Here is a 25,076-nt window from a genome sequence, read left to right as displayed (position 1 = left end):
TGTGACGATGACGGATCTTTTCAAAGAAAAGGCGGCCCGACTTGAGGGCATCAACGCCGAGGCGCGGCTAAAGTGGGTCACGACGTTAGCGGTCGGCAACGGCGCCGCCCTCTTCGCTGCATTCAGCCTCGGCCTGAAGGACGGAGATCTCCTGTTTCCGGCAGCTACACTAATCTCAGCTTGGCTGTTTCTAGTGGGCGTTGGAGCAGCTTCCTTCGCGCACCTGTGCGAGGCAGCGCTAATGCACCACATGGAGATGTACTGGCGCTGGTCTTCCACCGAGAAGGTGTACGAAGGCCTGAATGACGTCGATGAGCTCGCGTCAGTCCGAGCCGACCTGAAAAAGGCTGATGAGCAAGGAGACCATGCAGAAATCGGGGTAGCGTGGGCATCCGGAATTTCCAGCCTGGCGTTCGTTCTGGGGGTTGCCGTGCCCCTTGTGATGCTTACCGCAAGGCACCTGTCTTGACAGCGGAGAGGTAATCCCGGACACACGTCATAGGTGCTCTTGCGCCCGGGAGGCCCCAGACCTTGTGTCTCGGGGCCTTTTTCGTGCCCCGATCCATGTCTGCGCTGCGGCAATGGCTGGCTTCGGGAGGGCGCGGAAGCCCCGCCACCGCTAAGCCGGGAGGCCGAATGCCTGCCCTTGAAAATGCTCGCCACGAACGGTTCGCCCAAGAACTGGCGAAGGGCGAGCCAGCCTCGACCGCGTACGTCACCGCCGGCTACGAAGCCAACGACGGGAACGCGATCCGGCTGAAAGGAAATGAAAAGGTCGAGGCGCGCGTCGCTGAGATCCTTTCCAGAGCCGCCACCCGGGCCGAAATCACGGTCGCCGACATCTCCGAGCGCCTGCTCAAGATCGCCGAAAAGTGCGAGCGGACTAGCGAGGCGAACAAGCTCGGCGTCGCCCGCCAGACCCTAATGGACGTCGCCAAGTTGAACGGCCTCGTGGTCGACAAGCGCGAGATGTTCGGCAAGGGCGGCGGGCCGATTGAATACGCCAACCTGACGGAGGCCGAGATTGATGCTCGCCTCGCCGCTCTCTCCGGAGAGGTTGAAGAGCCTCCCCCTTCCCCAGAGGCGTGAAGCCCTCGCTCTCCTTGAGCAGAAGGCCCGCCTGAAGCGGGAGCGGGAGGAACGGGAGCGCATCGAGGCTGAGGCCGGCGGGTGGGAGGCCGAGAAGGCCCGCTGCGCAGCCGACCCGCTCTACTGGTTCGACAAGTACGCATGGACCTACGACCCCCGCCTCGTCGGCAAGCCCGGCGGCGCGTTCGTCCGGTTCCTGCTATGGCCCAAGCAACGCGAGTTCATCACTTGGCTGCTGGCCCGGGTTGAAGCCAGCGAGGAAGGGCTCGGGGAGAAGAGCCGGGACGTCGGGGTCACCTACCTGTGCGGCGGCTTCGCTCTCTGGGCGTGGCTGTTCCGCCCCGGGTTCAAGTCGACCTTCGGCTCCCGCAAGGTGGACTACGTCGACAAGAAGGACGACCCGGACAGCATCTTCGCGAAGATCCGGATCATGCTCTACCGGCAGCCGTCGCAGTTCATGCCGGAGGGCTTCAACCGGTCTTCGCACGACAACTACATGCGGATCACCAACCCCGAGACGGGTTCGGTCATCACGGGTGAAGGCGGGGAGGACATGGGCCGGGGCGGACGCTCCTCCATGTACGTGGTCGATGAGGCGGCCTTCGTCGCCAACGCCGAGACAGTCGAGAAGGCCCTGTCCGGTAACACCGACTGCGTGATCTGGGTCTCCTCGGTCAACGGCATGGGCAACCTCTTCGCCCGCAAGCGCCACTCGATCCTGAAGCCCCACCAGATTTTCCGCCTCCACTGGCGCGACGACCCTCGCAAGACCGAAGAGTGGGCCGCGGCCAAGGAAGCCAGCTTCTCCGACCCGACGACCTGGGCCTCGGAATACGACATCGACTACTCGGCCTCGGTCGAAGGTATCTGCATCCCGGCCGTGTGGGTCGAGAGCGCCAAGAGGCTGGCTCAACTGGAGCCAAGGCTCGCCCCATCCAACCAAGGCGTCACCGGCCTCGACGTCGGCGCCGGCAAGTCCAAGTCGGTCGCCATCACCCGTCGGGGCCCGATCGTCGCCAAGCCGCAGTCACGCGGCGAGCCGGACACGACCGAGACCGCGCATTGGGGCCTCAGCGTCGCGAAGGAGCACGGGGCAGCGTTCCTCAACTTCGATGCTCCGGGCGTGGGCGCCGGCGTCGCGTCGACGCTGAAGCACAACCAGGTCGCCGGGCTGACGGTCTCCGCGGTCAACACGGGCCTGCCGCCCAGCCAACGCCGCTGGCCTGATGGACGGACCTCCGAGGAGATGTTCGGCAACTCTAAGGCCGAGGTCTGGTGGCTCTGCCGCACCGCCCTGCAGCGCACCCATGAACACGTCGCGTTTCTGGAAGGCCGCGAAGGCGGCATCGAGCACCAGGTGACCGACCTCCTCGCCCTGCCGTCCGGCGACAAGGACAGCGACGCCCTCTGCCTCCAGCTCTCGCTGGTGAAGTGGGGCCGGAACGAGAAGGGCAAGATCGTGATCGAGACGAAGGAAGCCCTGAAACGCCGCGGCATCGCCTCGCCTGACTACGCGGACGCCCTGATGCTCAACTACGTCGACCCGCCCGAGGGGCCCAAGGTCGCGATGTTCCTGAAGCGCCGCCGCTGATGAGCGCCCGTCAAAGCCTGCTCAACACGGTCACCCGCTCTCTGGCGACCATGTTCCCGGGCTACTTCAGCACCGCGAAGCACAACCACTACTCGGACTTCGGCTTCCCCGAGGAGGTCACCTTCGAGCTGGCCTTCCACGCTTACACCCGCAACGGCATCGCCCGGGCCGGCGTGGACAAGACGGTAGGAAAGACCTGGCAGGACAATCCGTGGCTTCAGGAGTTCGCCCGGGACGACGGCGACGACACGCCGGAGACCAAGGTTGAGAAGGACATCCGGGAGCGCTTCGCCGATCTTCGCGTCTGGCAGCAGCTGGCCGAGGCTGACCGCCGCGGACTCGTCGGGGCCTATGCCGGCGTCATCCTCCGTCTGGCGGACAGCAAGCGCTTCGACGAGCCGGTCGATCGGGTCTCCGGAGGCCTCCTCGGTCTCGTCGAGGTCATCCCCGCCTGGGAAGGCCAGCTGGAAGTCAGCGAGTGGGAAACCGACCAGACCTCCGAGCGCTACGGCCAACCGAAGATGTTCCGCTTCAACGAGGCGTCGGTCGATCGGTCCAAGACCCAGCCCCGTCAGTTCCAGATCCACCCTGACCGGGTCCTGATCTGGTCGAAGGACGGGACGGTCAACGGGCGCTCCCTCCTGGAGCCCGGCTACAACGACCTCCTGACGCTGGAGAAGATCAGCGGCGCCGGCGGCGAGGGCTTCTGGAAGAACGCCAAGTCCGGCCTCAGCCTGGAGATCGACAAGGACGCCAAGATCGAGGACATGGCCCGCGCCATGGGCGTCCCGGTCGGCGAGGTCGTCGATCGCATGGACGAGCAGGTCGAGAACTTCAACCGCGGCTTCGACAAGTCGATGCTGCTGCAGGGCATCACCGCCAAGCCCATGCAGGTCTCCCTGCCCTCGCCCGAGCACTTCTTCGCCGTGGCCCTTCAGTCGTTCGCCGCCTCGATCCAGATGCCGATGAAGATCCTCGTTGGCTCCCAGACGGGCGAGCGAGCCAGCACCGAAGACGCCGAGGAGTGGGCCAAGACGGCCATGTCCCGCCGCACCGGCGAGGTGATCCCCAACACGATGGACCTGGTTCGCCGGCTGGAGCGCTTCGGCATCCTGCCCGAAAGGGACTGGAACCTCGACTGGTCCGACCTCACCGAGACCTCGATGTCCGACAAGGTCGCCCTGGCCGACAAGATGGCCGACGTGAACGTGAAGATGAAGGACACCGGGGAGTTCGTCTTCACCCCGGAAGAGCTGCGCTCGGTCGTGGGCAAGGAGCCCCTGACTGACGCCGACAAGTTCCGCGAGCCGGCCGACGAGGAAGACGACGAGGGCGCGCTGACGCCCGAGGAACCCGCCGAGGCCTAGGGTCCGGCGCAGCACCACAGGACAGCCATGAACGCCAACACTCGCCGCCCCCAGGCCGCGACCGCACTCGCGCGCGTCCCGCTGGTCAACAACGCCGTCGAAGATGCCTCGCAGGTTCGGATCAACATCCGTTCGGTCGCGAATGCCTCCAAGGTTCGCCGGGAAAAGCGCAACGGCCGCGATGTGATCATCGTCCCGGCCGCCACGCTCCCCGACAACGTCGTGATGAACGGGATCCTCTACCCGGCCGACGAGATCGAAAAGTCCTACGCCGGGCTGGAGCGCACACCGGCGCCGCTGGGCCACCCCACCCTGAACGGCAAGTTCGTCTCGGCCCGCGATCCCGAAGGCATCAACATCGGGTACATCGGAGCCTGGAACGAGAACGTCCGTCGCGAGGGCGGGCGCGTTCTGATGGACAAGGTGATCGACGTCGAGGTCGCCAACCGCTGCGCCGGCGGGAAGAAGGTTCTCGCGGCCATCGAGGCCGGAGGCCCGATCCACACCTCGACCGGCCTGCTCGCCAAGCTGTCGCCGGTCGCCAACGCGACGACCCACAAGCAGATCGCCCGCGACTACGCCTTCGACCACGACGCCATCCTGCTCGACGAGCCGGGCGCGGCGACCCCTGACCAGGGCGTCGGCATGCTGGTCAACGCCGAGGGCGAAGAACAGGAAATCACGGTCATCAACTCGTCGCTGACGGAGATGGCCGACCAAGAGATCGACTTTGCGGGAACCCGCTTGGTCGAGGCACTGGCGCGCAGGGAAAACCTGGGCCGCTGGGAACGTCTGAAGTCCGCGATCATCGAGGCCGTCGTCGGCACCGAGCGGGAAACCTCACTCAACAACCAGGAGAACGACATGTCTGTCTCGAAAGAGCAGTTCGATGCGCTGTCCGCAGAGGTGAAGACCCTCTCGGAGAGCATGAAGCCCGATGCGCTGGCCACGGCCATCGGCAACGTCTTCGACGCGAAGATGAAGCCGCTGACCGACCAGCTGACCGCCAACGCGGCCGAGCAGAAGGCCAAGGACGAAACCGAGCTGACGAACCTTCGCCAGAAGATCGTTGCCGCCAACCTGATGGACAAGGCCACGGCCGGCGAGCTGACGCTCAACGCCGCTCGCGCCCTCGCGCCGAAGACCGAGCCGGGCAAGGCCGCCCCCCTCGCCAACAGCGGCTTCAAGCTGCCGGGCTCCGGCGACAAGCCCACGTTCCAACTCCCGAAGGCGGAGGTGAAGTAAGATGGCCCGCGCCAACAAGATCTACGCCGGCCCGGTGACCGAGGTCACCCCGCAGGTTCGCGAGGCTCCGGCCGCCGACGGCAACATCAAGCCCGGCAACCTGATCGTCCTCTCCTCGGGCAACTTCACCCGCGCCGCGGCCACGACCGTCGGCAAGGTCTGGATCGCCCAGGACAACTACCTCGCCGGCAAGGGTGTCGAAGACGCCTACGCCTCGGGCGACGTGGTGATCGGGATGGAGCTGCTCGATGAGCAGTTCTTCAACGGCCGCGTCGCCACCGGCGTCAACATCTCGGCCGTGGGCACCGCCCTGACGCCGGGCGCCAACGGCACCCTCGCCATCGCCGCCCTGTCGGACCTGGTCATCGGGTACGCCGAGGAAATCTACAACAACACTTCGGGCGCTGATCAGCTCGTGCGGTTCCGTGCCGCCACGAACGGCCAGCTGACCGCGGCCTCGTAAGGGAGCACCAACGATGCGCTATTTCGACGAACAGCTCGTCGCCAACTCCCGCCCGCACCAGCAATGGTGGGGCGAGGTGTCGATGGCCCGCGAGCACTTCCACCGCAGCGAAGACGTTCACGCCAACCTCTACGGAGAGCTGAACGGCATCGCCAACGCCTCGGCCGTCCTGCCGCGCGACGCCTGGCTGGACCTGGACACCATCACCCGCACCGTCCTGCGTGACGACGGCGGCGAGGTGTACATGAACGACCTGATGGCGCTGGCAAAGCCGGTGCACATCGGCAAGCTCGTGCACCTGAGCCGCGTTGCCTCGGACTCCGCCAACCCTGTCATCCGCTCGATGACCGGCCAGGTCGCGGTTCCGATGGACAAGGTGGTCTACGACTACCGCGGCGCTCCGGTCCCGATCTTCTCGGCCGGCTACGGTCGCGAATGGCGGGAGTGGAACACCCTGCAGTCGGAGAACTTCGACGCCCTGGCCGACGATCAGGAAGCCGCCGTCGACAAGCTGAAGCGTGACCAGGCGGCCTTCGTCCTCGACGGTGACGCCACGATCACCTTCCAGGGCTACGGCGCGAAGGGTATCCGCACCTCGACCCTGTCCAAGGCCATCAACCTGGGCTCGGCCGTCGGCGGCGCGAACATCGACCTGACGGCTTCGGCCACCACGGCCGACGCGATCGACACCTTCTTCACCCAGACCCTCGGCGCCATGCTCGACGCCAACCTGATCACCGGGCCGGTGAACATCTACGTGTCGCCGGAGATCGCCCGGAATCTCGACCGCTCCTACTCCTCGGCGGCGGGCTACAAGGACGGCTCGCTCCTCGACCAACTGCTGAAGAACCCCCGGATCAACAAGATCGTCCGGACCTTCAAGCTGACGGGCAACCAGTTCTTCGGGTTCGTGCCCAAGGCTGAGTTCATCCGTCCGCTGGTCGGCATGGCGGTCAACACGACCGCGATGGCCCGCCCCAACCCCACGGACAACTACCAGTTCCTGGTGATGGGCGCGCTCGGCATCGAAATCCGGGCCGACTACAACAACAAGTCGGGCGTCTTCTACTCGACCGACGTCGACTAACCCGGCGGGGCCTCGGCTTCGGTCGGGGCCCTTCCCCTTTCACGGAAGGAAGCGCGATGCGCATCAGAATCTCGCACCCGGGCATCTTCGATGGCGCCGGCAAGGAAATCGAAGTCGGCACTGAGGTCGACGTCACGACCGAACCGAAGGGCTGGGAAGGCCGCTACGAGGTCGTCTCGGGCAAGATGCCGCCGCCGAAGGACGCCAAGACGGCCGTCACGAACCCGGCCAAGGCCAAGACGGCGGACACCACCCTGAAGGCCGAGCACCACGGCGGCGGCAAGTTCCGCATCACTCAGGGCGAAGAAGTCCTGCTGAGCGACCTGTCCAAGGCCGACGCCGACGCCTTCAACGGCCTGTCGGACGAGGACAAGGCCGCGTTCGTGGCCGACCAGAAGAAGGCCTGATCCATGGCGGGCTACGGGGACGACGCGGGCTTTGAGGCGTGGCTGACCGAGAACGGCTACACCCTGCCTGATGGCGCTCCCGAGCCCGCCGTGCTTCGCCAGCGCGGGGCCGGCTACATCGACGGGGAATACGGGGCGCTGTTCACCGGCGTTCCGACCGGCGGTTTCGCCCAGGAGCGGGCCTGGCCGCGCACCGGCGCCACCTACTACGGCTCGGCCATCCCAGATGACGTCGTTCCTGACCAGGTCATCAAGTCCAGCTACGTCGCCGCCCTGCACGAGGCCGACAACCCGGGCTCGCTAGCGGTCGCCACGACCCAAGCAGCAGCCGTGAAGCGTGAGAAGGTGGACGTGCTCGAGGTCGAGTATTTCGCAGGCTCGGGCGACGCCGTGAAGGACGCCACCGTCGTCCTGTCGCCCGTCGAGGGTCTGCTCGCTCCCTTCCTGATCGTCGAGACCATGGGCGGTCTCGGCCTCTGGGCCATCGGATGAGCACCTTCAACTACGCCGCCTCCGTCGCCACGGCGAACCGGCTGATCGAGAAGTTCGGGCAGGACGGGGCGATCCGTCGCGAGGGCCCGAAGACCGGCACGGCGTACGACCCCGACGACGGCCAACCCCAAGACATCCCCGCCCGCTTCGTCATGGTCGGCTACCGGTCCAACGAGATCGACGGGACGCGCGTCCGGGCCAGCGACAAGAAGGTCCTCATGGCTCCCGGCTCCTTCACGGTCGAGCCTGGGCAGGAGCCGTTGGACCCCGACACCAACACCGCGCCGACCACCTCAGACCTCCTGGTTGAAGCGAGCGGCACTCCGTGGAACATTGTCGGCGTCGACACCCTGCGTCCGGCAGAGACGACGCTCCTTTTCACGCTCCACTGCCGAAGGTAACCCTTGATCATCTCCGACGAGCACAAGGACGCTTCCAAGCTCGCCACCGGAGCGATCATGGACCTGATCTCGCGCGGCCATATGATGCAGGCAGCGGTGATCCGCGGGGCGTCGCCGGAGGAGATCGAGACCATGCGTAGCGAGGCTCACTCCGTGCTGGACGCCTTCCTCGACCACACCACGGCGGCGGCAACGCACGTCCGGGCCGTCCTCAAGACCTAGACCCCATGGCCAGAACCCGGGCGCAACAACAGGTCTTCATCGACCTGCAGGAGCGCTATGGCCAAGAGGTCGCTCAGGCCTTCTTCCGCGCACTGGACGACCTCAGGAATGCGGCCCGGGTCCAGCAGATCATGGCGGCCTACGCTGCCGGTGACGTTGAAGCGGCCCTTGAGGCGGTCGACATCGACCCTGCCGCCTTCAACGAGATGCTCGACAAGATCCGGGAGAGCTACCAAGCGGGCGGCAAGGCCGGCGCAGACGTCCTCCCGAAGCGCGGCCCAGACGGCACGGCCATGTCGGTCCGCTTCGACGGTCGGAACCCCGACGCCGAACGCTGGCTGCAGAGCCACTCCTCGACCCTGATCCGCCGCATCACCGACGACCAACGGGCAGCCGTCCGGACCTCGCTGCGGGAGAACATGGAGCGGGGCGTTAACCCGCGCACCGCCGCCCTGGACGTCGTCGGGCGCATCAACCGGGCCACCGGCAAGCGCGAAGGCGGCATCCTCGGCCTGACGCAGGTCCAAGAGAGCTACGTCCGGTCGGCCAAGGACGAACTGGCCTCGGGCGACCCGGCCAGCCTCCGCCACTACCTGACCCGCACCCGCCGGGATAAGCGCTTCGACAAGGCCGTGAGGGCCGCGATCGAGGTCGAGAAGCCCGTCCCCGCCGAGACCTTGGCAAAGGCCATCACCGCCTACGAGCGCCGGCTCCTGAAGCTCCGGGGCGACACCATCGGCCGGACTGAGGCCCTGACGTCCCTGAACGCTGCCGCCTACGAGGCCCTTCGCCAGGCCGTCGCATCGGGCAAGATCCCGGAGACCTCCGTCCGCCGCGTCTGGCGCTCGGCCGGCGACCTCCGCGTCCGCCACACCCACATGGGCCTGAACGCCGACACGGTCGGGCTCAACGAAGCTTTCCGCAGCCCCTCCGGCGCCATGCTCCGCTATCCGGGCGACACGCTGCTCGGCGCCCCCGCCTCAGAGGTCATCGGCTGCCGCTGCATCGTTGAGGCCCGGATCGACTTCCTCGCCAACATCAGGTGATCAGATGGAACCGCTGACCTACGCGAAGGTCGACGGCCCGCCGAGTGACTGGCAGGGCCTGAAGGTCATCGACAGGGCGACCGGGGGCGAGGTCTCGCGGGTGATCGAGGTCAACACCGTTGAGGGCTGGCTGATCCGCTATCGCCTGAATGAGCGCGGACTCATCTTCAGTGACCCTGATCGGCCCGACGAAGCTGCGACGGAACGGGTCGAGGGCGACTTCGAAATCCGACGTCCCTGATGGCCCAAGGCTCCTTCGGCGCTCAGGTCAGCAGTTGGGTCCGCGAGACCAAGACCAGAACCGAGTTCGTCTATCGGGAGAGCGCGCAGCAGGTCGTGGCGGTCATGCAGACGCCTCGCGGAGCCGGCGGAAACCTTCGGGTCGACACCGGCTTCCTGCGGGCCTCCTTGGTCGCCACGACAGGCGCACTCCCCGTCCAGACCACCAAGCCCGACGGTGACGGCGCGTTCTCCTACAGCCCCGCGCAGATCAGCCTGGTCATCGCCAACGCCGAGATCACCGACCCGATCTCGATCGTCTACACGGCCAACTACGCCCGGTTCCGCGAATACGGGGCGAACGGCCAGCCCGGGGACCGATGGGTGGCTCTCGCGGCCCAGCAGTGGCCCCGCATCGTCAACGAAGTCTGCGCCGAGGCCCAAGCCCGCGCCGGAGGGTAACGAATGGCTGATCCGGCAGACATCGCCACGGCCCTGCTCGCTCACGTCGCCAACCTGGTGACGACCCCGGCCCCGGCCCTGCTGGTCTCCTACCCGGACGTGCCGTTCACCCCGCCGGCCTCGGGCAAGTACTTGGACGTCTCGATCTTCTACAACCGCCCGGCCTGGGAAGGCCTCAGCGAAGGCCGCCACGACCAGGGCCTCCTGCAGGTCTCCGTCGTCTGGCCCGAGGGCAAGGGCATCGTGAAGGCCATGGAGGTCGCCGCCCAAGTCATGGCGCACTTCCCCAAGGGCCTGAACCTCGGAGACGGCGTGAAGGTCTCCGGCCAGCCCTACGCCTCCTCCCCCATCCTCGAGGACGCCTCCACCCGCGTCCCCGTCACCATCCCCTGGACGGCCTGACCGCCCACGGATCGCCCTAAGCCGAGCTGGGCGCCGGCTTCGTCACAACTGAAGGAGCCTCCCATGGCCATCTCCGACGGGATCGGAACCACGATCGCAATCGGTCCCTCCACCGCGTCCGACGACGCTTCGACCATCACCGCCCTGACGCCCTATGTGGACATCGCCAAGGTCGAGACCATCCCCGAGTTCGGCCCCTCGGCCGCGACCATCACCTTCACCGGCCTCGACGGGAAGGTGATCAAGCGCAAGGGCGCCCGTGACGCGGGCGACATCGTCGTCACCTTCGCCAACGTGCCGGGCGATGCCGGCCAGGAGGCCATGATCGCGGCCGAGGCCTCCAAGCTGAAGTACGCCTTCAAGATCACTGCGGCGGACGAGCCGGACGAGGACGGCACCCCCTCCACCTTCTACCTGATCGGCCTGGTCAACACGAACAAGGTCAACGTCGGCCAGTCCAACGCCGTCAACAAGCGGTCGTTCTCGATCCTGCTGGACGACGTGCACGAGGTCCCCGCTGAGCCAGGGCCGTAAGAGCCCCCAGCCCTCCCAACTCCCTCCTCAACTCTAACGCCGCGGTCGCACCCGGCGTCCTTTTCAGGACATCATCATGGACCTTTCCGCACTCAAGGCCGTCAACTCCAATGACCCCGCCTTCTGCCATTTCGCCGGGCCCGACGGCATGCCGCTGCACACCGACGAGGGCGAGGCCGTCGGCGTCTGGATGCTGGGTCCCGATAGCGACGATCTGACGAAGATCATGAACCGTCAGACGGACCGCTATCTGAAGCAGCGTGTCCCCGGAGGCGGCGTCTCGGCGGCGTCGGCGCGGGCGAACGAAATCGAGGTTCTGGCCAAGGCGGTGACGCTATCGGGCAAGGGCTGGACCGGCATCGCTTTCGACGGCGAGACCTGGCCCTGCGACGACGAACACGCGGCCCAACTGTTCCGTGAAGTGCCTCTGTTCCGTGAACAGGCCGGGAGGTTCGTGGCTGACCGGGGAAACTGGCTGAAGGTCTCGCCCAAGACCTGATCACCTACGCGGGAGCGGTTCAGGGCGAGATCGAACCGCTCCCCCCCTTCCCCGAGGCTCTGGCGCACGTCTGGGCCTGCTTCGGCAGGCTGGCCGGCACCCGCCAGCCGGCCCAGGTCGTCGCCCCGATCACCTATGTCGAGATCGAGGCCTTCGACGCCGGCACGTTCTCAGGGCTGACCGCCTGGGAGAAGGCTCTCATCCGACGGATCGACGATCGGGTTCGAGCGGTGTCCCTCGGTCTGGTCGATCCCAATCCACAGCCCCAAGGCGGCGGCCTGACGTCCTTCCTGAGGGCAAAGGCCGAAGCGAGCCGGAAGCGGAAGGAGAAGGCGAATGGCTGACCTCGCCGAACTCGGCATCCGCGTCCGCTCCGAAGATGCGGTCGTCGCTTCCGACAACCTGGATGATCTCACTGCATCCGCAGTCCGCGCCGAGACTGCGACCGAAAGCCTTGGGGCCTCCTCGCAAACAGCGGGCGCCCAGGTCTCGACCATGGCCGTGGCGGTTCGTCAGCAGAATGCTGTCCTGGCCGCGTCTCGCAGCAGCATGGGGCTGACCACTGCCGAGGGCCTGAACATGAGCCGGCAGATGGCGGACATCGGCGTTCAAATGGCGATGGGCATGTCGCCCTTCATGATCGCGATCCAGCAGGGTCCGCAGCTCTTCGACATCTTCCAAGGCGCCGCCATCCGCGCCGGGACCACAATCCGGGCCGCCATGGTGGCGACCGGCATTGCTGTCTGGACGGCGCTGGCCCCGCTGATCCCGATCATCGCGGGCATTGCGCTGGCGGCTGCGGGAGTCACCGCGGCCTTCGCGATCTTCTCCCGGGAGGCATCGAAGGCGGTCGGCGACGTTACGGACGAGCTCAACCTCACGGAGGCCCAACTCAAGCGCCTTGAAGAGCAGGGCGTCACCACGACGGCGACCATGGGCGACGTGTTCCGGGCGTACGGCACGACCGTGAAGGAAACCATCCAGTCGACCATCGGTCCGCAGCTTGAGTGGCTGCAGGAGAAGTTCGGCCAGGCCTACGACTGGACGGTCAAGAACGGGATCGCGGCGGCGAAGGCGATCACCGGAGCCTTCTGGGGCTCGTTCTATGCCATCCGGGCCGTGTGGAGCGACCTCCCCGCGGTCATCGGCGACCTGGCCATCACGGCAGCGAACCGCGTGATCAACGCTGTCGAGGACATGGTCAACGGCACGCGCGATCAGATCCAGAACCTGATCGACGGCTACAACATGTTTGCAGCGCTCACTGGCAAGCCTGTCGTTCCCATTGCGCTACCTCGTGCGGATTTCGGCGACATCGAGAACCAGTGGGCGGGCGCGGCCCGATCGGCCGGCGCCCGCGCCGGAGCGGCCTTTTCCGAAGGTTTCGCCGCCGCCGACGAGCAGATGGACGCAAGCTGGAACCGCTTCCTCGGCAACCTGGGAGCGACGACCCGCGCCCGCGTTCTCGATGCAGCGGGCGACCCCGGGGCAGAGCGAGCCGGGTCTGCCGGCCGCGCTGCGCGTCAGGTTCAGGAGCGCCTGACCAAGATCGAGGACATCAACCTCGAGAAGCCGCGCGGAGCCTTCATTGAGCTGACCAGCCTGCTCGAACTGACGGCGCAAGAGCTTCGGCTGGTCGACGAACTGGCGCTCGATACCGCCGACGGCCTCTCGTCTGCTTTCGGAGAGACGGGACGGGCCCTCGGCGACCTGCTGACCGTGATGACCGGCTATGAGGCCCGGATTGCAGACATCAATCGGGCGGAAGAGCAGCTCGCGATCACCAGGGACCAGGCCGACCGGCACCGCGCCCAGGCCCAGATCCAGAACTACGGTGACATGGCCGCTGCGGCCCGCGGCTTCTTCAAGGAAGGCAGCGACGGCTACGAGATCATGCTGGCCGTCGAGCGCGTGTACCGCGCCCAGCAGCTGATCGGCATGATCCAGGAGATGACCTTCGGCAAGCAGGCGACCGCCGAGTCCATCGCCAACAGCATCGCCAAGGGCACAGCCTCCATGGCGGCCGGTGCAGCGCGGATGTTCGAGGCTCTGGGCCCGTGGGCATTCCCTGCCGTTGCGGCGATGCTCGGCCTACTCGCGGGCCTAGGCCTGAGCAACAGCGGCGGCAGTTCCAGCGCTCCGGCTGCAGCAAACGACAACACAAGCCCCGACACCGCCACGGCTGCCGTTCGGGGCTTCAACGCGCGCGACGCCGTCTCCAGGGATGCTGCAGCGGCCTCCATCGCCTCGCAGGTTGACGTTCGGGTCTCGGCCGACCGGGACGGCCTGAACGCCTTCGTCACCGGCAAGGCGGTCCAGGTCGCAACGCCCCTCGCTACCGCGGCTGGCGGGGCTGCTTACAACGGCGCCCGTCAGACCGTTCCGGCTGATCTCGCCAAGAACCGCCGGTACACGCGCTGATGGCGGTCCAGGTTCTGCCGTCGAGCCCCGTGCCTCAGAGCATGCGGATCGGCATTGTGTCGGCCAAGAACACCCTGACCCCGGCTCATGGGGGTGATGATCAGGAGTTGCTGCGGAAGGGGACCCGCTACGCCCTGACCTATCGGCTGAACATGGACTACGTGACGTCCATGGACTGGTCTGGGCTCGCGGTAGAAGGCGATCTCGTCCGCATGCGTGTCCATCAGCCGGGCTTCTACACGGGAGCCCACGGCTTGCCTGTCGTCGACGGCGGCGGCCAGGCCGGGACAACGCTCGCGGCCCGAGCCCTCACGCCGCATTCGGTCATCCGGCGCGGGCAGTTCCTCAACCACATCACCGCCAGCGGCCAACACTTCCTCTACCGGGCCAAGAGCGAGGTCGTCGCCGACGCGAATGGCGAGGCTCCGATCCTGCTCCAAACCATGCTGCGCCGCCCGCCGGCCGATGGGGACCGCATCGAGCTTGGGGATCCGATGGTTGAGGGCTTCGTCCGCGACATGGAGGACTGGGAGGTCGACGGCAACTGGACCGTGATGCTGCAGTTCACCGTCCGGGAGCGTGAATAGTGGACGCGGCGCATGTCGCGGCCCTTCAGGCTCCGGCGCCGACGAAATGCACCCTGGTCCGGTTCGACCTGCCGGGCGGCGCGCTGCTCCTCACCGACGGCGGCTTCGTCGAGTTCGACGCTGGCGAGGGTGAGGGTCCGGAGACCTACGTCGGCCGAGATCCGACATACGGCACCCTCGACACCGTCCCCTCGATCAAAGACGGGGCCGAAGCCCAGACGACGCGCATCGACATTGCGCTCTTGCCCGCCTCGGACACCGCGGTGGCGGCCCTCGCCAGCCCGACGCTGCAGGGCGTCCGCGTCCAATGGTGGGAAGGGGCGATTGACGACGCCACCGGCCAGTTGATCGGCGAGCCCGAGCTTAAGTTCGACGGCGAGCTGGACAGGGCCCGGTTCAGTGTCGGGGAACGCTGGGGCCTGGTCATGGAGTGCGGCACCCAGGCTGAGCGCCAGTTGGAGCCGAACGCCGACTGGCGACTAAACCACTCGTTCCATTCGCTGATCTGGCCGGGCGAGAAGGGCCTGATCTTCGTCGATGGCGTCACCCGCAAGAAGGAGTGGCGCGAGCGTCCGGAAAACCCGGGCGTGGTCAAGCGCTTCCTGCGCTCGCTGACCCCCTGGAGGGATCAAGGCTGATGCACCCCATGCTGAAGCGGGCGGCGGCGACGCAAGCCTGCATGGACCGGTTCGCCTTCAAGCCGGTCGAGCCGGGGGTGCGCGATTGCCGGGACCTGGGGGCGCACAACCTGCACCACATGGGGCGGTCGGCGAAACTGCTGAACGGTTGGAAGGGCAAGACCTGGGCGTCGGCCCTCCGGTACATCCGCAAGCAGGGCTGCACGGATCTGCCCGCCCTGATCGACAAGATGGGGCTGGAGCGCATTCCGCCGGCTGCCGCACTGCCCGGCGACCTGATTGGCCTGCCGACGGAGAGCGAGGGCTTCGGCTGCTCTCTGGCGGTGGCCTTGGACAACGGCCGGGCGCTCGCGCTCAACCCCGCCACTGGCCTGATTGAGCCGGTGACGCCCAAAGCTTTCGTCGCAGCCTGGAGGGTCTGAATGCCGTTCGCCTCCCTGCCGGCCATTGTCTCGACCATCGCTTCGACGGCGCCGGCGGCGATCTCAACGACGGCCACGGCGGCACCCGGCCTGATGTCGACCCTGTCGACGGTGGCGGTGAACACGATCACCAACCTGGCTCTGTCCGCGGCGCTCTCGCTGCTTCAGCCCCAGGTTGGCCAAGGCGGCCGCACCTTCGAATGGGTCATTGATCCCGACGGCCCGATCCCGTTCGCGGGGGGCACGGTGGGCGTGGCTGGATCCATCATCCACCGGGACACCTACGGCCCCGACCTCATGTACTACGGGGTCCCGACGGTTCTCTCCGGCGCGGGCCCGATCGACGGCTACGTCAGCTACCAGGCCGACGAGGAGACCGTCACCCTCGACGGCAATGGGATGGTGACCTCCGGCGAGTATGCGGGAGAGCTCTGGTTCAAGACGACGCTGGGAACCCAGCCCGACACCGCCCTCGCTAACCCGACCGGCCTGAAGAATAGCGCCACCCTCCCCGGCTGGACGAGCGCGCACAAGCTGTCAGGCAAGGCCGCGTTCCTGCCCGTCATGGGCGAGAACTCGAAGCAGACCGCCTTCCCGACCGGCGAGATCAAGCCGCTCATCACCTTCCGGGGCCTGAAGCTCTGGGACCCGCGTCTCGACAGCACCTGGCCAGGCGGCTCGGGCGCCTGTCGCCTCAATGATCCGGCGACCTGGGTCTATTCCGACAATCCGATCCTGTGGGCCCTGAAATGGTCGCTGGGTCTCTGGGAGGGTCCGACGCTGAAGGGCGCGCCAGCCCACGGCTCGAGCACGGACTACCAGGTCGGCGGCATCGGGGCGAAGCTGTCGGGGATCGACGTTCCTGCCTTCGTGTCGGCGGCCAATATCTCGGACGCCAACGGCTGGACGGTTTCGGCCTATCCGAACACCGACGACGACAAGGCGCAGGTGCTGGACGCCTTCCTGCAGGCGGGCGGGTGCATCTACGCCCAGCGCGCGGGCAAGATCTCGTGCATCCAGCGCGCCGCACCGCGGACCAGCATAGTCACCATCTCGGCGGCCGATACCGCTGGGCCCATCGAGATCGACACGGCGTCGAGCCGCATCGACCGCATCAACACCATTCGGCCCCGCTACTGGAGCCCGGATCACCGCTGGCAGATGACCGCCATGCCGGAGATCAGCCCGGCTGCCTACGTGGCAGACGACAACGGGGAGAAGCGGCCTCGGGGCGTCGACTTCCCGTTCGTCTCCAACTCGACCCAGGCGGGCCAGCTGGCGGCGCTCCAGATCGCCAACACCCGCGAGGGCATCGCCGGCACCATCCCGCTCAAGCCCCACCTGCAGCGCATCAAGCCGGGCGACGCCTTCACGATCGACGAGGAGGGCTTCGTTCTCGATGGGCTGAAGTGCCTTTGCCTCAACACCGACTACGACCCGGCGACAGGCATCGTGCGGGTGTCGTTCGTCAGCGAGACGGACGGCAAGTACGCCTATGCGCTGGGCCTGACGCCTGATCCGCCAGAGACGCAGGTCCTGACCCCGACCGACTACACCGTGAGCCCCCCAGCGGTGGGCGAATGGACCTCGGTTGGAGGCTCGATCACCGGCGACGACGGAGCCGTGGTTCCTGCGGTCGTCCTGACCGGCGCCGTCGACAACGACACGGCCGACCTGGCCATCTTCGAGTATCGCCGCGTCGGTGCGACCGACTGGACGCCGGCCGGAACCGAAAGCCCGGAGATCGAGCGCAAGCAGCTGATCGGGCTGGCCCCCGGCGATTGGGAGGTGGCGGTGTCGTACCGGCGCGATCGCCGAACCTCCGCCCGGACCATCCTGGACCCTGTGACCCTCGGTCCCTCGACAGCCTCGACCTTCGTGGATCAAGGCGACCTCGCCGTGCTGGACGAGGCCGACACCGCCAACATCACGCCGAACGCGGTCACCAACTACGCCGCGACCTCGACGATGGGCGCCCAGACCCTGACCGGCACGACGCCGAAGAAGATCGGCCAAGTCACCTACGTCAGCCTGGGTGGTCGCCTCGAGATCAAGCCCAACTTCTTCATGACGATCTGGCACCCCACGGCCGGCGGTATCGACGCCACCATCGAGATCAAGCGGGGCGGCGGCAACATCTACAGCCAGACCTTCAACGCCATCAACGGCGACCTGCTGCAGGGCTGGCAGACCCCGACCGTGGTCGAGACCTTGGCGGCCGGAACCTACACCTATGAGGCGTGGGTGACGCTCAGCAACGGCGGTGCAGCCGCTCAGGAAGTCTCGTCCTTCACCATCAGCGTCCGGGAGGAGAAGCGATGATCGACCGAGCCATCGTGATCGATGACGTCACCGGGGCCATCCGCTGCACGGTCATCGCTCCTCCCGAGATGATCGCGCTGCAGGTGACTGAGGGCGAGAGCCTGTTCGTCATCATCGAGGACGATGGGTTCTGCATCGACGACGGACACATCGTGGTCGGCGAGAGCGGGTCTCTGGAGCGAGCACCAGGCGCGCCGGAGAGCGTGACGCCTCCGGCCTATGACCTGGCCTACGTCGCGATCTGACGGAGAGAGAGCATGCCAAGCGTTCGGCCCGAGACTCTGAGGGCCCGGCGAAACACGCCGTTCGTCCACGTCTTCACCGTCACGGACGCGGACGGCGAGCCGATGGACCTGACCGGCCACACCGCGGGGATGCAGGTTCGGCTGTACGGCATGCAGCCCGGAGAGCCGCTTCTGAACCTGGAGACGGTCACGACGGAGCAGACTGACGGCCTGCTGATCTCAGGCTCGACCGTGACCGCCTACGTCAACCGCATCGACTTGGCGTTCATGCCGAGCGGGAACGTCGAGGGCCGTGACGACAGCTTCGTTTACGACCTGATCCTCACGGACCCGACCGGCTACTCGTGGATCGAGCGCTGGGGCCCGTTCGAAGTCACCGAGGGCGTCACCGCTGACGCCGAAATCTTCCTCACTGCAATCGACGGCCGTCTGCTGACGACGACTGTCGGCGCTTACCTGGAGACCGCCTGATGGTTGACGTTGTTGCGACCAATGCCCTGCAGACGGCCGTCGCGTTGACCGATGCCGACGAGGTGGTGCTGAACCAGAGCGGCATCACCAAGCGCGGCCCGCTGACCCTCTTCGCCGACTATATCGCGTCGAAGCTCTGGGGGGCCTACACGACCTACGTCCCAACCGTTACGGCCTCGACGCCGGCAGGGTCGGGCTTCACCCATTCGCTCGTCAATGCTCGCTACAAGAAGGTGGGACGCAGGGTCGAGGCCATCGTCGACATCCAGATCACCAACATTGGTTCCGGCCCAGCCGCGACCGGCACGGTGAACGTGTCCCTCCCGGTCGCCGCCGCCTACCGGTCGACCTTCGGCCACGGCAAGGAATACGGCTCCACGAACAAGGGGCTCACCGTCAGCGTGTCGGCTGGTGCATCCCTCGCCATCATCTCGTTGGCTGATGCGAGCGGTGTCGCCATGGCGACCGGCCGTTCCTACTCGTTCGGCATCATCTACGAAGCCGCCTCCTGATGCAGCCTCAGCGCCGCGACCTCGCCGGATGGTCGAACGTCCCCCTGCCCCGGGACGTCATCACGATCCTGGTCAACAAGGTCCCGCTGAACCTGACGGGCTGCACCGCTCGGATGCAGGTTCGGACGTCGGACGGGACCAAGGTCTCGGACATCACCGGACCTTCGGCGAGCGGCATCGAGTTCGTGAACGACGCGGCCGGGCAGATCATCCCTCACGTCGAGTGGCCGGACATGATGTCGGCCTGGTCCGCGGCTTCGCCAAAGGCCGGCGCCGATGCCGTCCTGTCCTACGACCTCGTCATCACCGACGCTGACGACCTGGAACAGGCCCGGCTTGAGGGGGCCTTCACCGTTAAGGCCGGAACGACCGTCCCGGGCGGGTATGCCCTGGCCGAGCCGCCCTTCGGAGACGATGCGGGCGACTTCTCGACGATGGTCCCGAACACCGCTCAGCCCGTGGTGGCGATGCGGACCCCGGACAACGCGCTCGTGGTTCGCTGCCTGACCGACACCGGCATCCTCGAGGAGTTCACGGTCAAGGACCCGGCGGGATACCAGGGCGTGGCCGGCGGCTATCAGCGGGTGGCTCACCGGGCCTTCGTCGGGGGCCGGGTCTACGAGTGGCTGATCCAGCCGGAAGCCGACGGGTCTCGCTCGATCGAGGAAGGGGCGATCCGGATCCACGATGCGGCCTACACCTACTCGACCGGCTCGGACAGCACCGGCGGAGCCTTTGGCGGCTACGGGCACGGCCATTGGCTGAACACCCCGACTGACAACCAGATCACCATGACGGACGGGCCTGCGGGCAACCTGCAGTCCTTCCTGGCCTGGCCAGCCGGGACGGTCATTCGCGGGACCGCGCTCGTCCTTCGTGTGCCTATGCGACAAGTGTTCTACGGCACCTCGACTGAGGCGGTCTCGGTCATCATCGACTCGGTGATCGACTCGCAGGGCATGAGCACACAGCTAACGATGCAGGCCCTGCGCAGCGACGTGAAGTGGCAGGACAGCTACGTCCCGATGTTCGCCGCGACCTGCAACGGCCAGGTCAACCGGGCCAAGCTGGCGGGCTATACGGCCATCACCCTCGTGGGCGAGACCGTTCCGGCCAATCAGCAGAAGGGCAACTGGAACGCGGTCGCCGGGCTGCCGATCATGCAGTTCTACCTGGACACCGACGACACCGTCATCTGTGAGGACCGCGTCACCCTCGGCCCGCCGATGCGCAAGAATGGCGTGGACCTCAACTGGGACCTGAACATGTACGGCCGGGTCCACGTGACCGACGTGGCGGGCTCCGGCGGCAATCCGAACTACGCCAAGTTCCGGGTCTTCATCAACTCGTCAGAACAGATCCCGCCGCGCACCTCGTGGGCGATGGATCCGGCCGACGTCTACACCTCGGTCAATCGCCGGCGGACCGTGATCCGTCCTGGCGGCCCGCTCTAACTCCCCCGTCCCTGCCCTCAGTAGGAGTTGCCAGTGTCAGCAGGCGACGAGTTCATCATGCCGGTCCTGAAGCCGGACGCTGTCGCGGAGATGCACCTCCATGCGCTTCGACAGATCAGCGACAGCCTCTCGGCGACGAACAACAGCCTGGCCACCCTGGCGAACGACGTGAAGGACGTCCGCGAGCGCGTCATTCGGATGGAGGGGGAGGACGTCAAAGGCGACCTCCGCGAGGTGAAGGCCGACCTCCGCGCCGCCTGCAAGCGCCTCGACGACCTTGAAACCATCCGCGACCGGCAGGCCGGCGCCCTGAGCGTGGGCGGCTGGCTGTCCAAGTATTTCCCGTGGCTGTTTGGCCTGGCCGCCACCGCGGCCGCCGCCGTCGGCTGGAAGACCTGAGGCCTGCAATGACCGACACGCCCGTCCAGCCCCCGGTCGGCAGGCTTGAACGCCTCAAGGTCTTCATCGGCGACCTTGCTCGGCCCTACGTCCTGATCGCTGTCGGCACGGCCACGGCGAAGGTCATATGGGTGGCTGCTCCCGAAGGCGTCATCTTCGCTGCTGGCGGCACCCTAGCCGTCCTGTACGGCGCCAAGGCTGCGGAGACGGCCTTCGGAGCCAAGAAGGCTGCTGACGTCGAAGTCGCCAAGACCCCCACCCCCTAACCAACCCCACCTCTGACCAACCCCAGCGCGGCCTCGGCTGCGAGCTTCTGCATGGAGACTCCTCGTGGCCCTGACCTACTCGACCGCCATCGCCAACGCCCGCCTCGACGCCGTCGAGAGCACCATCGGCACGTCCGCCATCCTGCGCATCCGCACCGGCGCGGCCCCGGCCACCGTCGCCACCGCGTCGTCGGGGACCGTCCTTGCAACCTGCACCCTGCCCTCCGACTGGATGGCCGCTGCGTCGTCGCGGTCGAAGGCCAAGAGCGGCACCTGGGAGGACACGTCGGCCGATAACGCGGGCACCGCCGGCCACTTCGAGATCGTCGCCTCGGACGGCACGACCGTTGGTCTTCGCGGCGACGTCACCGTGACCAGTGGCGGCGGCAACCTCACCGTCGACAACGTCGTCTTCGCGGCCGGCCAAGCGTTCTCGATCACCTCGTTCACCCTCACCGCCGCGAACTGATCCCGGTGCACTGCCCTGGCCTGATCAAGACGGAGGGCTAGGGCATGGCGTGGGAGCTGGTCGCGATCGGCAGCGCGTCGAACTCGTCGGGCGGGGCCTGCACCCTCGCCATGCCTGCGGGTATCGCGGCGGGCGACCTCCTGATCGGCTACATCTCCTACCGGGACAGTCCTGCCTTCACCGTCCCAGCCGGCTGGACGCTCATCGAGCAGGAGAACACCGGGGCGAACACGGACACCGGGGTCACGACGTCGATCCCCGGCGGCCTCATGGCCTACATCGTCAGGGGCGGGTCAAACCCCTCCGGCATGTTCACCCGGACGGGCGGCGACGCGGCGGTCGGCCGGATCATCGCCTATCGCAACCCCGACGGCTTCACCTTCGACGAAAGCTCCAAGGCGGTCACGGCCACCAACGTCACCGCGGCAAGCACCGCGGGCCTGACGGTTGCCGCGGGCGCGCTGATCGTCGCCGTGGCCTGCGGGGGCCGCACGGGAGCGGCGTCGGCGTTCCTGGCGACGGACCCCTCGACCAGCAGCGGCACGACGACGGACGCCACGACCGGAGCGATCAGCGCCAACGCCTGGCGGCGACGCGTCAGCACCAACACTCTCAACGGGGCGGACTGCTCAATCGGTGTGGCCGATGCCGTGAAGTCATCGGCCGGGTCGACAGGGACCATCCAGTCCACCAACGCCCTGGCTTGCGCGCATGTCATGATCGCGGCGGCGTTCAGTTCGAACGCGCCGGCGGCCATCGCCGGCGCGGCGGCGGTGACCGAGGACGCGGACACCGCGGGCGCGGTCGGGACGCTCGCGGTGGCGGGCGCAGCCTCGATCACCGAGGCCGCCGATACCGTCGGCGCGTCGGGCGCGCTCCCGCTTCGGGCGAGCGCCGCGATCACTGAGGCCTCGGACACCGCCGCCGCTGCGGCCAAGCTGACTCTGTCGGCCGCTGCTGCGATCACGGAGGCCAGCGACACCGCGGCGGCCGCGGGCGCCCTCAAGCTCGCCGGGCAAGGCTCGGTCACCGAGAGCGCTGACACGGCCGTCGCCGCCGGGGTCCTACCGCTTGCCGGCGCGGCGGCGGTCAGCGAAGCGGCGGACGTCGTCTCGGCCACCGGCATCGCCCCTCCGATCGCCGGCTCAGCCGCCATTACGGAGGCCGCCGACACCACGTCCTCGAACGGCGCGCTGGCCCTCAAGGGTGTGGCTGCGCTGACCGAGGCTCCGGACGGTGTTGCAGGCGCGGCCGCCCTGGGGATCATGGCTGTCGGGCCCGTCACGGAGGCGAGCGACACCGCCTCAGGGTCTGCGACCCTGGCCCTGCGGGGCTCGGTGGCCATCACCGAGGGGCCGGACGAGGTTTCGGCCTCTGGATCGCTCGCTCCTCTGGCCGGGACCGGCTCGGCCACCATCGCCGAGAGCCCCGACAGCGCATCCGGCTCGGGCGTCCTTGCTATCCGCGCCACTCTGGCTGTCGCAGAGGGGGCTGACACAGCCGCCGGCCAGGCAGGCGGTCAGCCGAGCGCCGTCCCTCCCGAGCGCCGCGTAGCCGTCCCAGCCGTGTCCCGTCTGGTCCTCGCCCCCGTCACCCTCCGTCGCACCTCCACGCCCGCCCAGGCGCGGTCTGTGGCCGTTTCCGCCCATTCCCGCTCCGCCTTCCTGCCCGCTCAATCCAGAAGAGTGACCGTCCCATGATCCTCAGCTGGCCCGCGAAGTTCGGTGACGAAGTCCTGGACTATGAGATCGACTGGACCGCCGCCCTGGACGGCGACACCGTGACCACGGTCACAGCGTCGCCAGTCGGCGGCATAGTGATCGACGAAGAGGACACGGTCGGAGCCCTGACCACCCTGCGCATCAGCGGCGGTGGAACCCGGGCGACGACCACGCGGGTGAACCTGCTGGCCGACACCGCCGCCGGCCGCAAGATCGGTGCTCAGGTGAAGCTCCCGATCCTGGGCCGCTAGTCCATCAGGCTCCAACCCACGATCGCGCCGAAGATCACGAACCCGGTCACGCCGAGCCAACCGAGCCGATAGACGAACAGCCCGACCCGCTCGAACGGCGCCGGCTCACGCTCCGGCTCTGGCTGCGACCACGGCATGGCTCGACCCTGCCACAGCAAAGCATCCCCCGACAATCTGGAGGCCGACCATGAGCCGCAAGGAGCTGTTCGACTGCATCCGCCTGTTCGCGCCCGAGCAGAGCTTCAGCCAGGAGCAGGTGAACTTGATCGACGCGCTGGCCGACGGGCTGGGCTTCCCGCGTGAGGAGGGCGAGCCCGACCGCATCACGGACGCCCAACTGATCGAGGACCTGAAGCGCGATGAAGGCCTGAGGCTGAATGCCTACCCCGATCCCCTGTCCGGCGGAGACCCTTGGACGATCGGCTACGGCGCCACCGGCAAGGACATCCGCAAGGGGGTCGTCTGGACCGACGCCCAGGCCGAGCAGCGCCTTATCGAGATGGCGGAGGACCACGCCCGCCGCTTCGAGGAGCGCGCGCCCTGGGCCGCCAAGCTGGATCCCGTCCGCCGGCGCGTCCTGCACAACATGGCCTACAACCTCGGCGTCGAGGGGCTGCTCGGCTTCAAGAACACCCTCGGCTTCGTCCAGACCGGCCAGTACGGCCGCGCCGCTGACGGGATGCTCGCCTCGAAGTGGGCCCGTCAGGTCGGGCAGCGCGCCGTGCGCCTGGCTCAGCAGATGAGGACGGGCAAGTGAACCCCCTTCGCGATCTCACCCGCGCCGGCTGGGTGGCCGTAGCCGCTGTCGCCCTGCTCGTCGTCGTCCTGGTGCTGTTCGCCCTCACCGAGGCCCGCAGGAGCCGCGAGAGCGCCAACCTCAACCGGGCGACGGGGGTTCAGGCCCAAGGCCAGGCCGCGGCCGGCAGGGACGCCGTAGCCGTCGTCAGCGGCGCCGCCAAGCGAGACGACCAGACCGACAACCAGACGAAGGAGAACCGCGATGCGATCCTCAACGCGCCGGGCGCTGACGTGCGCCTTGATCCTGGCCTCGACGCCGCTACTCGGCGGGCTATCTGCCTGCGCCAGTCATCCCGTCGCGATCCTGAATGCGTCGCCCTGCTCGACGCTCGTCCCCGCTGACTGGCGCGACGGTGTTCCGGCTCCCGCTCTTCCGTCGGGCTCGACGGCCGGCGACTGGTCGGCCTACGCCGACGCCGCGGTGGGTCAACTGGATAAGGCAAACGGCAGGGCCGCGGATGCGCTGACCATCGTGGAGCGCTGTGAGGCGCGGGACGCCGAGGCATCAGAACGACTCAAGCCGAAGCCCTGGTTCAAGCGCCTCTGGCCGGGCTAGTTCGGCACCACCCACAAA

General features: G+C 67.4%; 35 protein-coding genes. 34 read left to right on the top strand and 1 reads right to left on the bottom strand.

Annotated elements, in window-relative coordinates; genetic code table 11:
• Nucleotides 1-7: 7 nt before the first annotated feature.
• The 32 genes from ASC65_RS14440 (at nucleotide 8) to ASC65_RS14290 (ending at nucleotide 23,704) form a co-directional block, all read left to right on the top strand.
• Nucleotides 8-469: a hypothetical protein gene (locus tag ASC65_RS14440; RefSeq protein WP_156459683.1), complete on the top strand. Its 462-nt coding sequence runs from the start codon at nucleotides 8-10 to the stop codon at nucleotides 467-469.
• Between the two features lie 167 nt (nucleotides 470-636).
• The gene (locus ASC65_RS14435; protein ID WP_056454780.1) at nucleotides 637-1,089 is read left to right on the top strand and encodes a hypothetical protein; all 453 of its coding nucleotides are present in this window, start codon (nucleotides 637-639) and stop codon (nucleotides 1,087-1,089) included.
• Complete coding sequence (locus ASC65_RS14430; RefSeq protein WP_056454777.1) at nucleotides 1,058-2,680, top strand: hypothetical protein; 1,623 nt, start codon at nucleotides 1,058-1,060, stop codon at nucleotides 2,678-2,680. The genes ASC65_RS14435 and ASC65_RS14430 overlap by 32 nt, the downstream gene beginning before the upstream one ends.
• Nucleotides 2,680-4,047, top strand: coding sequence for an anti-CBASS protein Acb1 family protein (locus ASC65_RS14425; protein ID WP_056454774.1), 1,368 nt, complete (start codon nucleotides 2,680-2,682; stop codon nucleotides 4,045-4,047). The genes ASC65_RS14430 and ASC65_RS14425 overlap by 1 nt, the downstream gene beginning before the upstream one ends.
• A 27-nt stretch (nucleotides 4,048-4,074) precedes the next feature.
• Nucleotides 4,075-5,292: a hypothetical protein gene (locus ASC65_RS14420; protein WP_200939850.1), complete on the top strand. Its 1,218-nt coding sequence runs from the start codon at nucleotides 4,075-4,077 to the stop codon at nucleotides 5,290-5,292.
• A gap of 1 nt (nucleotide 5,293) precedes the next feature.
• Nucleotides 5,294-5,755 carry a hypothetical protein gene (locus ASC65_RS14415; protein ID WP_056454771.1) on the top strand — a complete coding sequence of 154 codons (462 nt, stop codon included), beginning with the start codon at nucleotides 5,294-5,296 and terminating at the stop codon, nucleotides 5,753-5,755.
• Between the two features lie 13 nt (nucleotides 5,756-5,768).
• Complete coding sequence (locus ASC65_RS14410) at nucleotides 5,769-6,842, top strand: major capsid protein (protein WP_056454768.1); 1,074 nt, start codon at nucleotides 5,769-5,771, stop codon at nucleotides 6,840-6,842.
• Nucleotides 6,843-6,898: 56 nt separating this feature from the next.
• Nucleotides 6,899-7,249, top strand: a complete 351-nt coding sequence (locus ASC65_RS14405; RefSeq protein ID WP_056454765.1) for a hypothetical protein — start codon at nucleotides 6,899-6,901, stop codon at nucleotides 7,247-7,249.
• A gap of 3 nt (nucleotides 7,250-7,252) precedes the next feature.
• Entirely contained in the window at nucleotides 7,253-7,741 is a 489-nt protein-coding gene (locus tag ASC65_RS14400; protein ID WP_056454762.1) for a DnaT-like ssDNA-binding protein, read from the top strand.
• Entirely contained in the window at nucleotides 7,738-8,142 is a 405-nt protein-coding gene (locus tag ASC65_RS14395) for a hypothetical protein (RefSeq protein WP_056454759.1), read from the top strand. Before ASC65_RS14400 ends, ASC65_RS14395 begins: the two co-directional genes overlap by 4 nt.
• A gap of 3 nt (nucleotides 8,143-8,145) precedes the next feature.
• Nucleotides 8,146-8,364, top strand: coding sequence for a hypothetical protein (locus ASC65_RS14390; RefSeq protein ID WP_056454754.1), 219 nt, complete (start codon nucleotides 8,146-8,148; stop codon nucleotides 8,362-8,364).
• Nucleotides 8,365-8,369: 5 nt separating this feature from the next.
• A complete protein-coding gene (locus tag ASC65_RS14385) occupies nucleotides 8,370-9,410 on the top strand; it encodes a hypothetical protein (protein ID WP_056454751.1) in 1,041 nt (346 codons plus the stop codon).
• A gap of 4 nt (nucleotides 9,411-9,414) precedes the next feature.
• Nucleotides 9,415-9,651 carry a hypothetical protein gene (locus tag ASC65_RS14380; protein ID WP_056454749.1) on the top strand — a complete coding sequence of 79 codons (237 nt, stop codon included), beginning with the start codon at nucleotides 9,415-9,417 and terminating at the stop codon, nucleotides 9,649-9,651.
• A complete protein-coding gene (locus tag ASC65_RS14375) occupies nucleotides 9,651-10,091 on the top strand; it encodes a hypothetical protein (protein WP_056454746.1) in 441 nt (146 codons plus the stop codon). Before ASC65_RS14380 ends, ASC65_RS14375 begins: the two co-directional genes overlap by 1 nt.
• Before the next feature lie 3 nt (nucleotides 10,092-10,094).
• Nucleotides 10,095-10,493, top strand: a complete 399-nt coding sequence (locus ASC65_RS14370; protein WP_056454743.1) for a phage tail terminator-like protein — start codon at nucleotides 10,095-10,097, stop codon at nucleotides 10,491-10,493.
• A 63-nt stretch (nucleotides 10,494-10,556) separates the two neighbouring features.
• Nucleotides 10,557-11,027 carry a hypothetical protein gene (locus ASC65_RS14365; RefSeq protein ID WP_056454740.1) on the top strand — a complete coding sequence of 157 codons (471 nt, stop codon included), beginning with the start codon at nucleotides 10,557-10,559 and terminating at the stop codon, nucleotides 11,025-11,027.
• Nucleotides 11,028-11,103: 76 nt separating this feature from the next.
• Nucleotides 11,104-11,526 carry a hypothetical protein gene (locus ASC65_RS14360; protein ID WP_056454738.1) on the top strand — a complete coding sequence of 141 codons (423 nt, stop codon included), beginning with the start codon at nucleotides 11,104-11,106 and terminating at the stop codon, nucleotides 11,524-11,526.
• A complete protein-coding gene (locus ASC65_RS17850) occupies nucleotides 11,499-11,870 on the top strand; it encodes a phage tail assembly chaperone (protein WP_442854130.1) in 372 nt (123 codons plus the stop codon). Before ASC65_RS14360 ends, ASC65_RS17850 begins: the two co-directional genes overlap by 28 nt.
• Entirely contained in the window at nucleotides 11,863-13,947 is a 2,085-nt protein-coding gene (locus ASC65_RS14355; RefSeq protein ID WP_056454735.1) for a phage tail length tape measure family protein, read from the top strand. Before ASC65_RS17850 ends, ASC65_RS14355 begins: the two co-directional genes overlap by 8 nt.
• Nucleotides 13,947-14,534, top strand: a complete 588-nt coding sequence (locus ASC65_RS14350) for a hypothetical protein (protein ID WP_156459681.1) — start codon at nucleotides 13,947-13,949, stop codon at nucleotides 14,532-14,534. Before ASC65_RS14355 ends, ASC65_RS14350 begins: the two co-directional genes overlap by 1 nt.
• Nucleotides 14,534-15,172 (top strand): hypothetical protein, encoded by a 639-nt coding sequence (locus ASC65_RS14345; RefSeq protein ID WP_056454732.1) that lies wholly within the window; start codon nucleotides 14,534-14,536, stop codon nucleotides 15,170-15,172. The genes ASC65_RS14350 and ASC65_RS14345 overlap by 1 nt, the downstream gene beginning before the upstream one ends.
• Nucleotides 15,172-15,594, top strand: coding sequence for a DUF6950 family protein (locus tag ASC65_RS14340; RefSeq protein ID WP_156459680.1), 423 nt, complete (start codon nucleotides 15,172-15,174; stop codon nucleotides 15,592-15,594). The genes ASC65_RS14345 and ASC65_RS14340 overlap by 1 nt, the downstream gene beginning before the upstream one ends.
• On the top strand, nucleotides 15,595-17,916 hold the full coding sequence (locus ASC65_RS14335) for a hypothetical protein (RefSeq protein WP_056454729.1): 2,322 nt from the start codon (nucleotides 15,595-15,597) through the stop codon (nucleotides 17,914-17,916).
• The gene (locus ASC65_RS14330; RefSeq protein WP_056454726.1) at nucleotides 17,913-18,161 is read left to right on the top strand and encodes a hypothetical protein; all 249 of its coding nucleotides are present in this window, start codon (nucleotides 17,913-17,915) and stop codon (nucleotides 18,159-18,161) included. The genes ASC65_RS14335 and ASC65_RS14330 overlap by 4 nt, the downstream gene beginning before the upstream one ends.
• 12 nt (nucleotides 18,162-18,173) lie before the next feature.
• A complete protein-coding gene (locus ASC65_RS14325) occupies nucleotides 18,174-18,632 on the top strand; it encodes a hypothetical protein (RefSeq protein WP_056454723.1) in 459 nt (152 codons plus the stop codon).
• Nucleotides 18,632-19,144, top strand: coding sequence for a hypothetical protein (locus tag ASC65_RS14320; protein WP_056454720.1), 513 nt, complete (start codon nucleotides 18,632-18,634; stop codon nucleotides 19,142-19,144). The genes ASC65_RS14325 and ASC65_RS14320 overlap by 1 nt, the downstream gene beginning before the upstream one ends.
• Nucleotides 19,144-20,598 (top strand): hypothetical protein, encoded by a 1,455-nt coding sequence (locus tag ASC65_RS14315; protein WP_056454717.1) that lies wholly within the window; start codon nucleotides 19,144-19,146, stop codon nucleotides 20,596-20,598. The genes ASC65_RS14320 and ASC65_RS14315 overlap by 1 nt, the downstream gene beginning before the upstream one ends.
• 33 nt (nucleotides 20,599-20,631) lie before the next feature.
• Nucleotides 20,632-20,997 carry a hypothetical protein gene (locus ASC65_RS14310; protein ID WP_056454714.1) on the top strand — a complete coding sequence of 122 codons (366 nt, stop codon included), beginning with the start codon at nucleotides 20,632-20,634 and terminating at the stop codon, nucleotides 20,995-20,997.
• A gap of 8 nt (nucleotides 20,998-21,005) precedes the next feature.
• Nucleotides 21,006-21,263 (top strand): hypothetical protein, encoded by a 258-nt coding sequence (locus ASC65_RS14305; protein ID WP_056454712.1) that lies wholly within the window; start codon nucleotides 21,006-21,008, stop codon nucleotides 21,261-21,263.
• A 64-nt stretch (nucleotides 21,264-21,327) separates the two neighbouring features.
• The gene (locus tag ASC65_RS14300; protein WP_056454709.1) at nucleotides 21,328-21,732 is read left to right on the top strand and encodes a hypothetical protein; all 405 of its coding nucleotides are present in this window, start codon (nucleotides 21,328-21,330) and stop codon (nucleotides 21,730-21,732) included.
• A 44-nt stretch (nucleotides 21,733-21,776) separates the two neighbouring features.
• The gene (locus ASC65_RS14295; RefSeq protein WP_056454706.1) at nucleotides 21,777-23,432 is read left to right on the top strand and encodes a hypothetical protein; all 1,656 of its coding nucleotides are present in this window, start codon (nucleotides 21,777-21,779) and stop codon (nucleotides 23,430-23,432) included.
• A complete protein-coding gene (locus ASC65_RS14290; RefSeq protein WP_056454702.1) occupies nucleotides 23,429-23,704 on the top strand; it encodes a phage fiber-tail adaptor protein in 276 nt (91 codons plus the stop codon). Before ASC65_RS14295 ends, ASC65_RS14290 begins: the two co-directional genes overlap by 4 nt.
• Here the strand turns inward: ASC65_RS14290 and ASC65_RS17235 are convergent.
• Nucleotides 23,701-23,841, bottom strand: coding sequence for a hypothetical protein (locus tag ASC65_RS17235; protein WP_156459679.1), 141 nt, complete (start codon nucleotides 23,839-23,841; stop codon nucleotides 23,701-23,703). The two genes, ASC65_RS14290 and ASC65_RS17235, sit on opposite strands and share 4 nt — an antisense overlap.
• Nucleotides 23,842-23,891: 50 nt before the next feature.
• Here ASC65_RS17235 and ASC65_RS14285 point away from each other — a divergent pair, with 50 nt between their 5' ends.
• Both ASC65_RS14285 and ASC65_RS14280 read left to right on the top strand, forming a co-directional pair.
• On the top strand, nucleotides 23,892-24,461 hold the full coding sequence (locus ASC65_RS14285; protein WP_056454699.1) for a glycoside hydrolase family protein: 570 nt from the start codon (nucleotides 23,892-23,894) through the stop codon (nucleotides 24,459-24,461).
• Nucleotides 24,458-24,844, top strand: a complete 387-nt coding sequence (locus tag ASC65_RS14280) for a hypothetical protein (RefSeq protein ID WP_056454696.1) — start codon at nucleotides 24,458-24,460, stop codon at nucleotides 24,842-24,844. The genes ASC65_RS14285 and ASC65_RS14280 overlap by 4 nt, the downstream gene beginning before the upstream one ends.
• The last annotated feature ends 232 nt before the right edge of the window (nucleotides 24,845-25,076 follow it).

Origin of the sequence: Brevundimonas sp. Root1279 (assembly GCF_001425945.1) — a bacterium.
In the GTDB taxonomy this organism is placed as follows: domain Bacteria; phylum Pseudomonadota; class Alphaproteobacteria; order Caulobacterales; family Caulobacteraceae; genus Brevundimonas.
Note: the sequence above shows the minus strand (reverse complement) of the source record. Positions and strands in the feature narration are given on the sequence as shown.

Excerpts from the sequence above, each read along its gene's own strand:
- ASC65_RS14440 (WP_156459683.1), top strand. The coding sequence starts at position 8 with ATGACGGATCTTTTCAAAGAAAAGGCGGCCCGACTTGAGGGCATCAAC.
- ASC65_RS14435 (WP_056454780.1), top strand. The coding sequence starts at position 637 with ATGCCTGCCCTTGAAAATGCTCGCCACGAACGGTTCGCCCAAGAACTG.
- ASC65_RS14425 (WP_056454774.1), top strand. The coding sequence starts at position 2,680 with ATGAGCGCCCGTCAAAGCCTGCTCAACACGGTCACCCGCTCTCTGGCG.
- ASC65_RS14420 (WP_200939850.1), top strand. The coding sequence starts at position 4,075 with ATGAACGCCAACACTCGCCGCCCCCAGGCCGCGACCGCACTCGCGCGC.
- ASC65_RS14415 (WP_056454771.1), top strand. The coding sequence starts at position 5,294 with ATGGCCCGCGCCAACAAGATCTACGCCGGCCCGGTGACCGAGGTCACC.
- ASC65_RS14410 (WP_056454768.1), top strand. The coding sequence starts at position 5,769 with ATGCGCTATTTCGACGAACAGCTCGTCGCCAACTCCCGCCCGCACCAG.
- ASC65_RS14405 (WP_056454765.1), top strand. The coding sequence starts at position 6,899 with ATGCGCATCAGAATCTCGCACCCGGGCATCTTCGATGGCGCCGGCAAG.
- ASC65_RS14400 (WP_056454762.1), top strand. The coding sequence starts at position 7,253 with ATGGCGGGCTACGGGGACGACGCGGGCTTTGAGGCGTGGCTGACCGAG.
- ASC65_RS14395 (WP_056454759.1), top strand. The coding sequence starts at position 7,738 with ATGAGCACCTTCAACTACGCCGCCTCCGTCGCCACGGCGAACCGGCTG.
- ASC65_RS14385 (WP_056454751.1), top strand. The coding sequence starts at position 8,370 with ATGGCCAGAACCCGGGCGCAACAACAGGTCTTCATCGACCTGCAGGAG.
- ASC65_RS14380 (WP_056454749.1), top strand. The coding sequence starts at position 9,415 with ATGGAACCGCTGACCTACGCGAAGGTCGACGGCCCGCCGAGTGACTGG.
- ASC65_RS14375 (WP_056454746.1), top strand. The coding sequence starts at position 9,651 with ATGGCCCAAGGCTCCTTCGGCGCTCAGGTCAGCAGTTGGGTCCGCGAG.
- ASC65_RS14370 (WP_056454743.1), top strand. The coding sequence starts at position 10,095 with ATGGCTGATCCGGCAGACATCGCCACGGCCCTGCTCGCTCACGTCGCC.
- ASC65_RS14365 (WP_056454740.1), top strand. The coding sequence starts at position 10,557 with ATGGCCATCTCCGACGGGATCGGAACCACGATCGCAATCGGTCCCTCC.
- ASC65_RS14360 (WP_056454738.1), top strand. The coding sequence starts at position 11,104 with ATGGACCTTTCCGCACTCAAGGCCGTCAACTCCAATGACCCCGCCTTC.
- ASC65_RS14355 (WP_056454735.1), top strand. The coding sequence starts at position 11,863 with ATGGCTGACCTCGCCGAACTCGGCATCCGCGTCCGCTCCGAAGATGCG.
- ASC65_RS14350 (WP_156459681.1), top strand. The coding sequence starts at position 13,947 with ATGGCGGTCCAGGTTCTGCCGTCGAGCCCCGTGCCTCAGAGCATGCGG.
- ASC65_RS14340 (WP_156459680.1), top strand. The coding sequence starts at position 15,172 with ATGCACCCCATGCTGAAGCGGGCGGCGGCGACGCAAGCCTGCATGGAC.
- ASC65_RS14335 (WP_056454729.1), top strand. The coding sequence starts at position 15,595 with ATGCCGTTCGCCTCCCTGCCGGCCATTGTCTCGACCATCGCTTCGACG.
- ASC65_RS14330 (WP_056454726.1), top strand. The coding sequence starts at position 17,913 with ATGATCGACCGAGCCATCGTGATCGATGACGTCACCGGGGCCATCCGC.
- ASC65_RS14325 (WP_056454723.1), top strand. The coding sequence starts at position 18,174 with ATGCCAAGCGTTCGGCCCGAGACTCTGAGGGCCCGGCGAAACACGCCG.
- ASC65_RS14320 (WP_056454720.1), top strand. The coding sequence starts at position 18,632 with ATGGTTGACGTTGTTGCGACCAATGCCCTGCAGACGGCCGTCGCGTTG.
- ASC65_RS14315 (WP_056454717.1), top strand. The coding sequence starts at position 19,144 with ATGCAGCCTCAGCGCCGCGACCTCGCCGGATGGTCGAACGTCCCCCTG.
- ASC65_RS14305 (WP_056454712.1), top strand. The coding sequence starts at position 21,006 with ATGACCGACACGCCCGTCCAGCCCCCGGTCGGCAGGCTTGAACGCCTC.
- ASC65_RS14295 (WP_056454706.1), top strand. The coding sequence starts at position 21,777 with ATGGCGTGGGAGCTGGTCGCGATCGGCAGCGCGTCGAACTCGTCGGGC.
- ASC65_RS14290 (WP_056454702.1), top strand. The coding sequence starts at position 23,429 with ATGATCCTCAGCTGGCCCGCGAAGTTCGGTGACGAAGTCCTGGACTAT.
- ASC65_RS17235 (WP_156459679.1), bottom strand. The coding sequence starts at position 23,841 with ATGCCGTGGTCGCAGCCAGAGCCGGAGCGTGAGCCGGCGCCGTTCGAG.
- ASC65_RS14285 (WP_056454699.1), top strand. The coding sequence starts at position 23,892 with ATGAGCCGCAAGGAGCTGTTCGACTGCATCCGCCTGTTCGCGCCCGAG.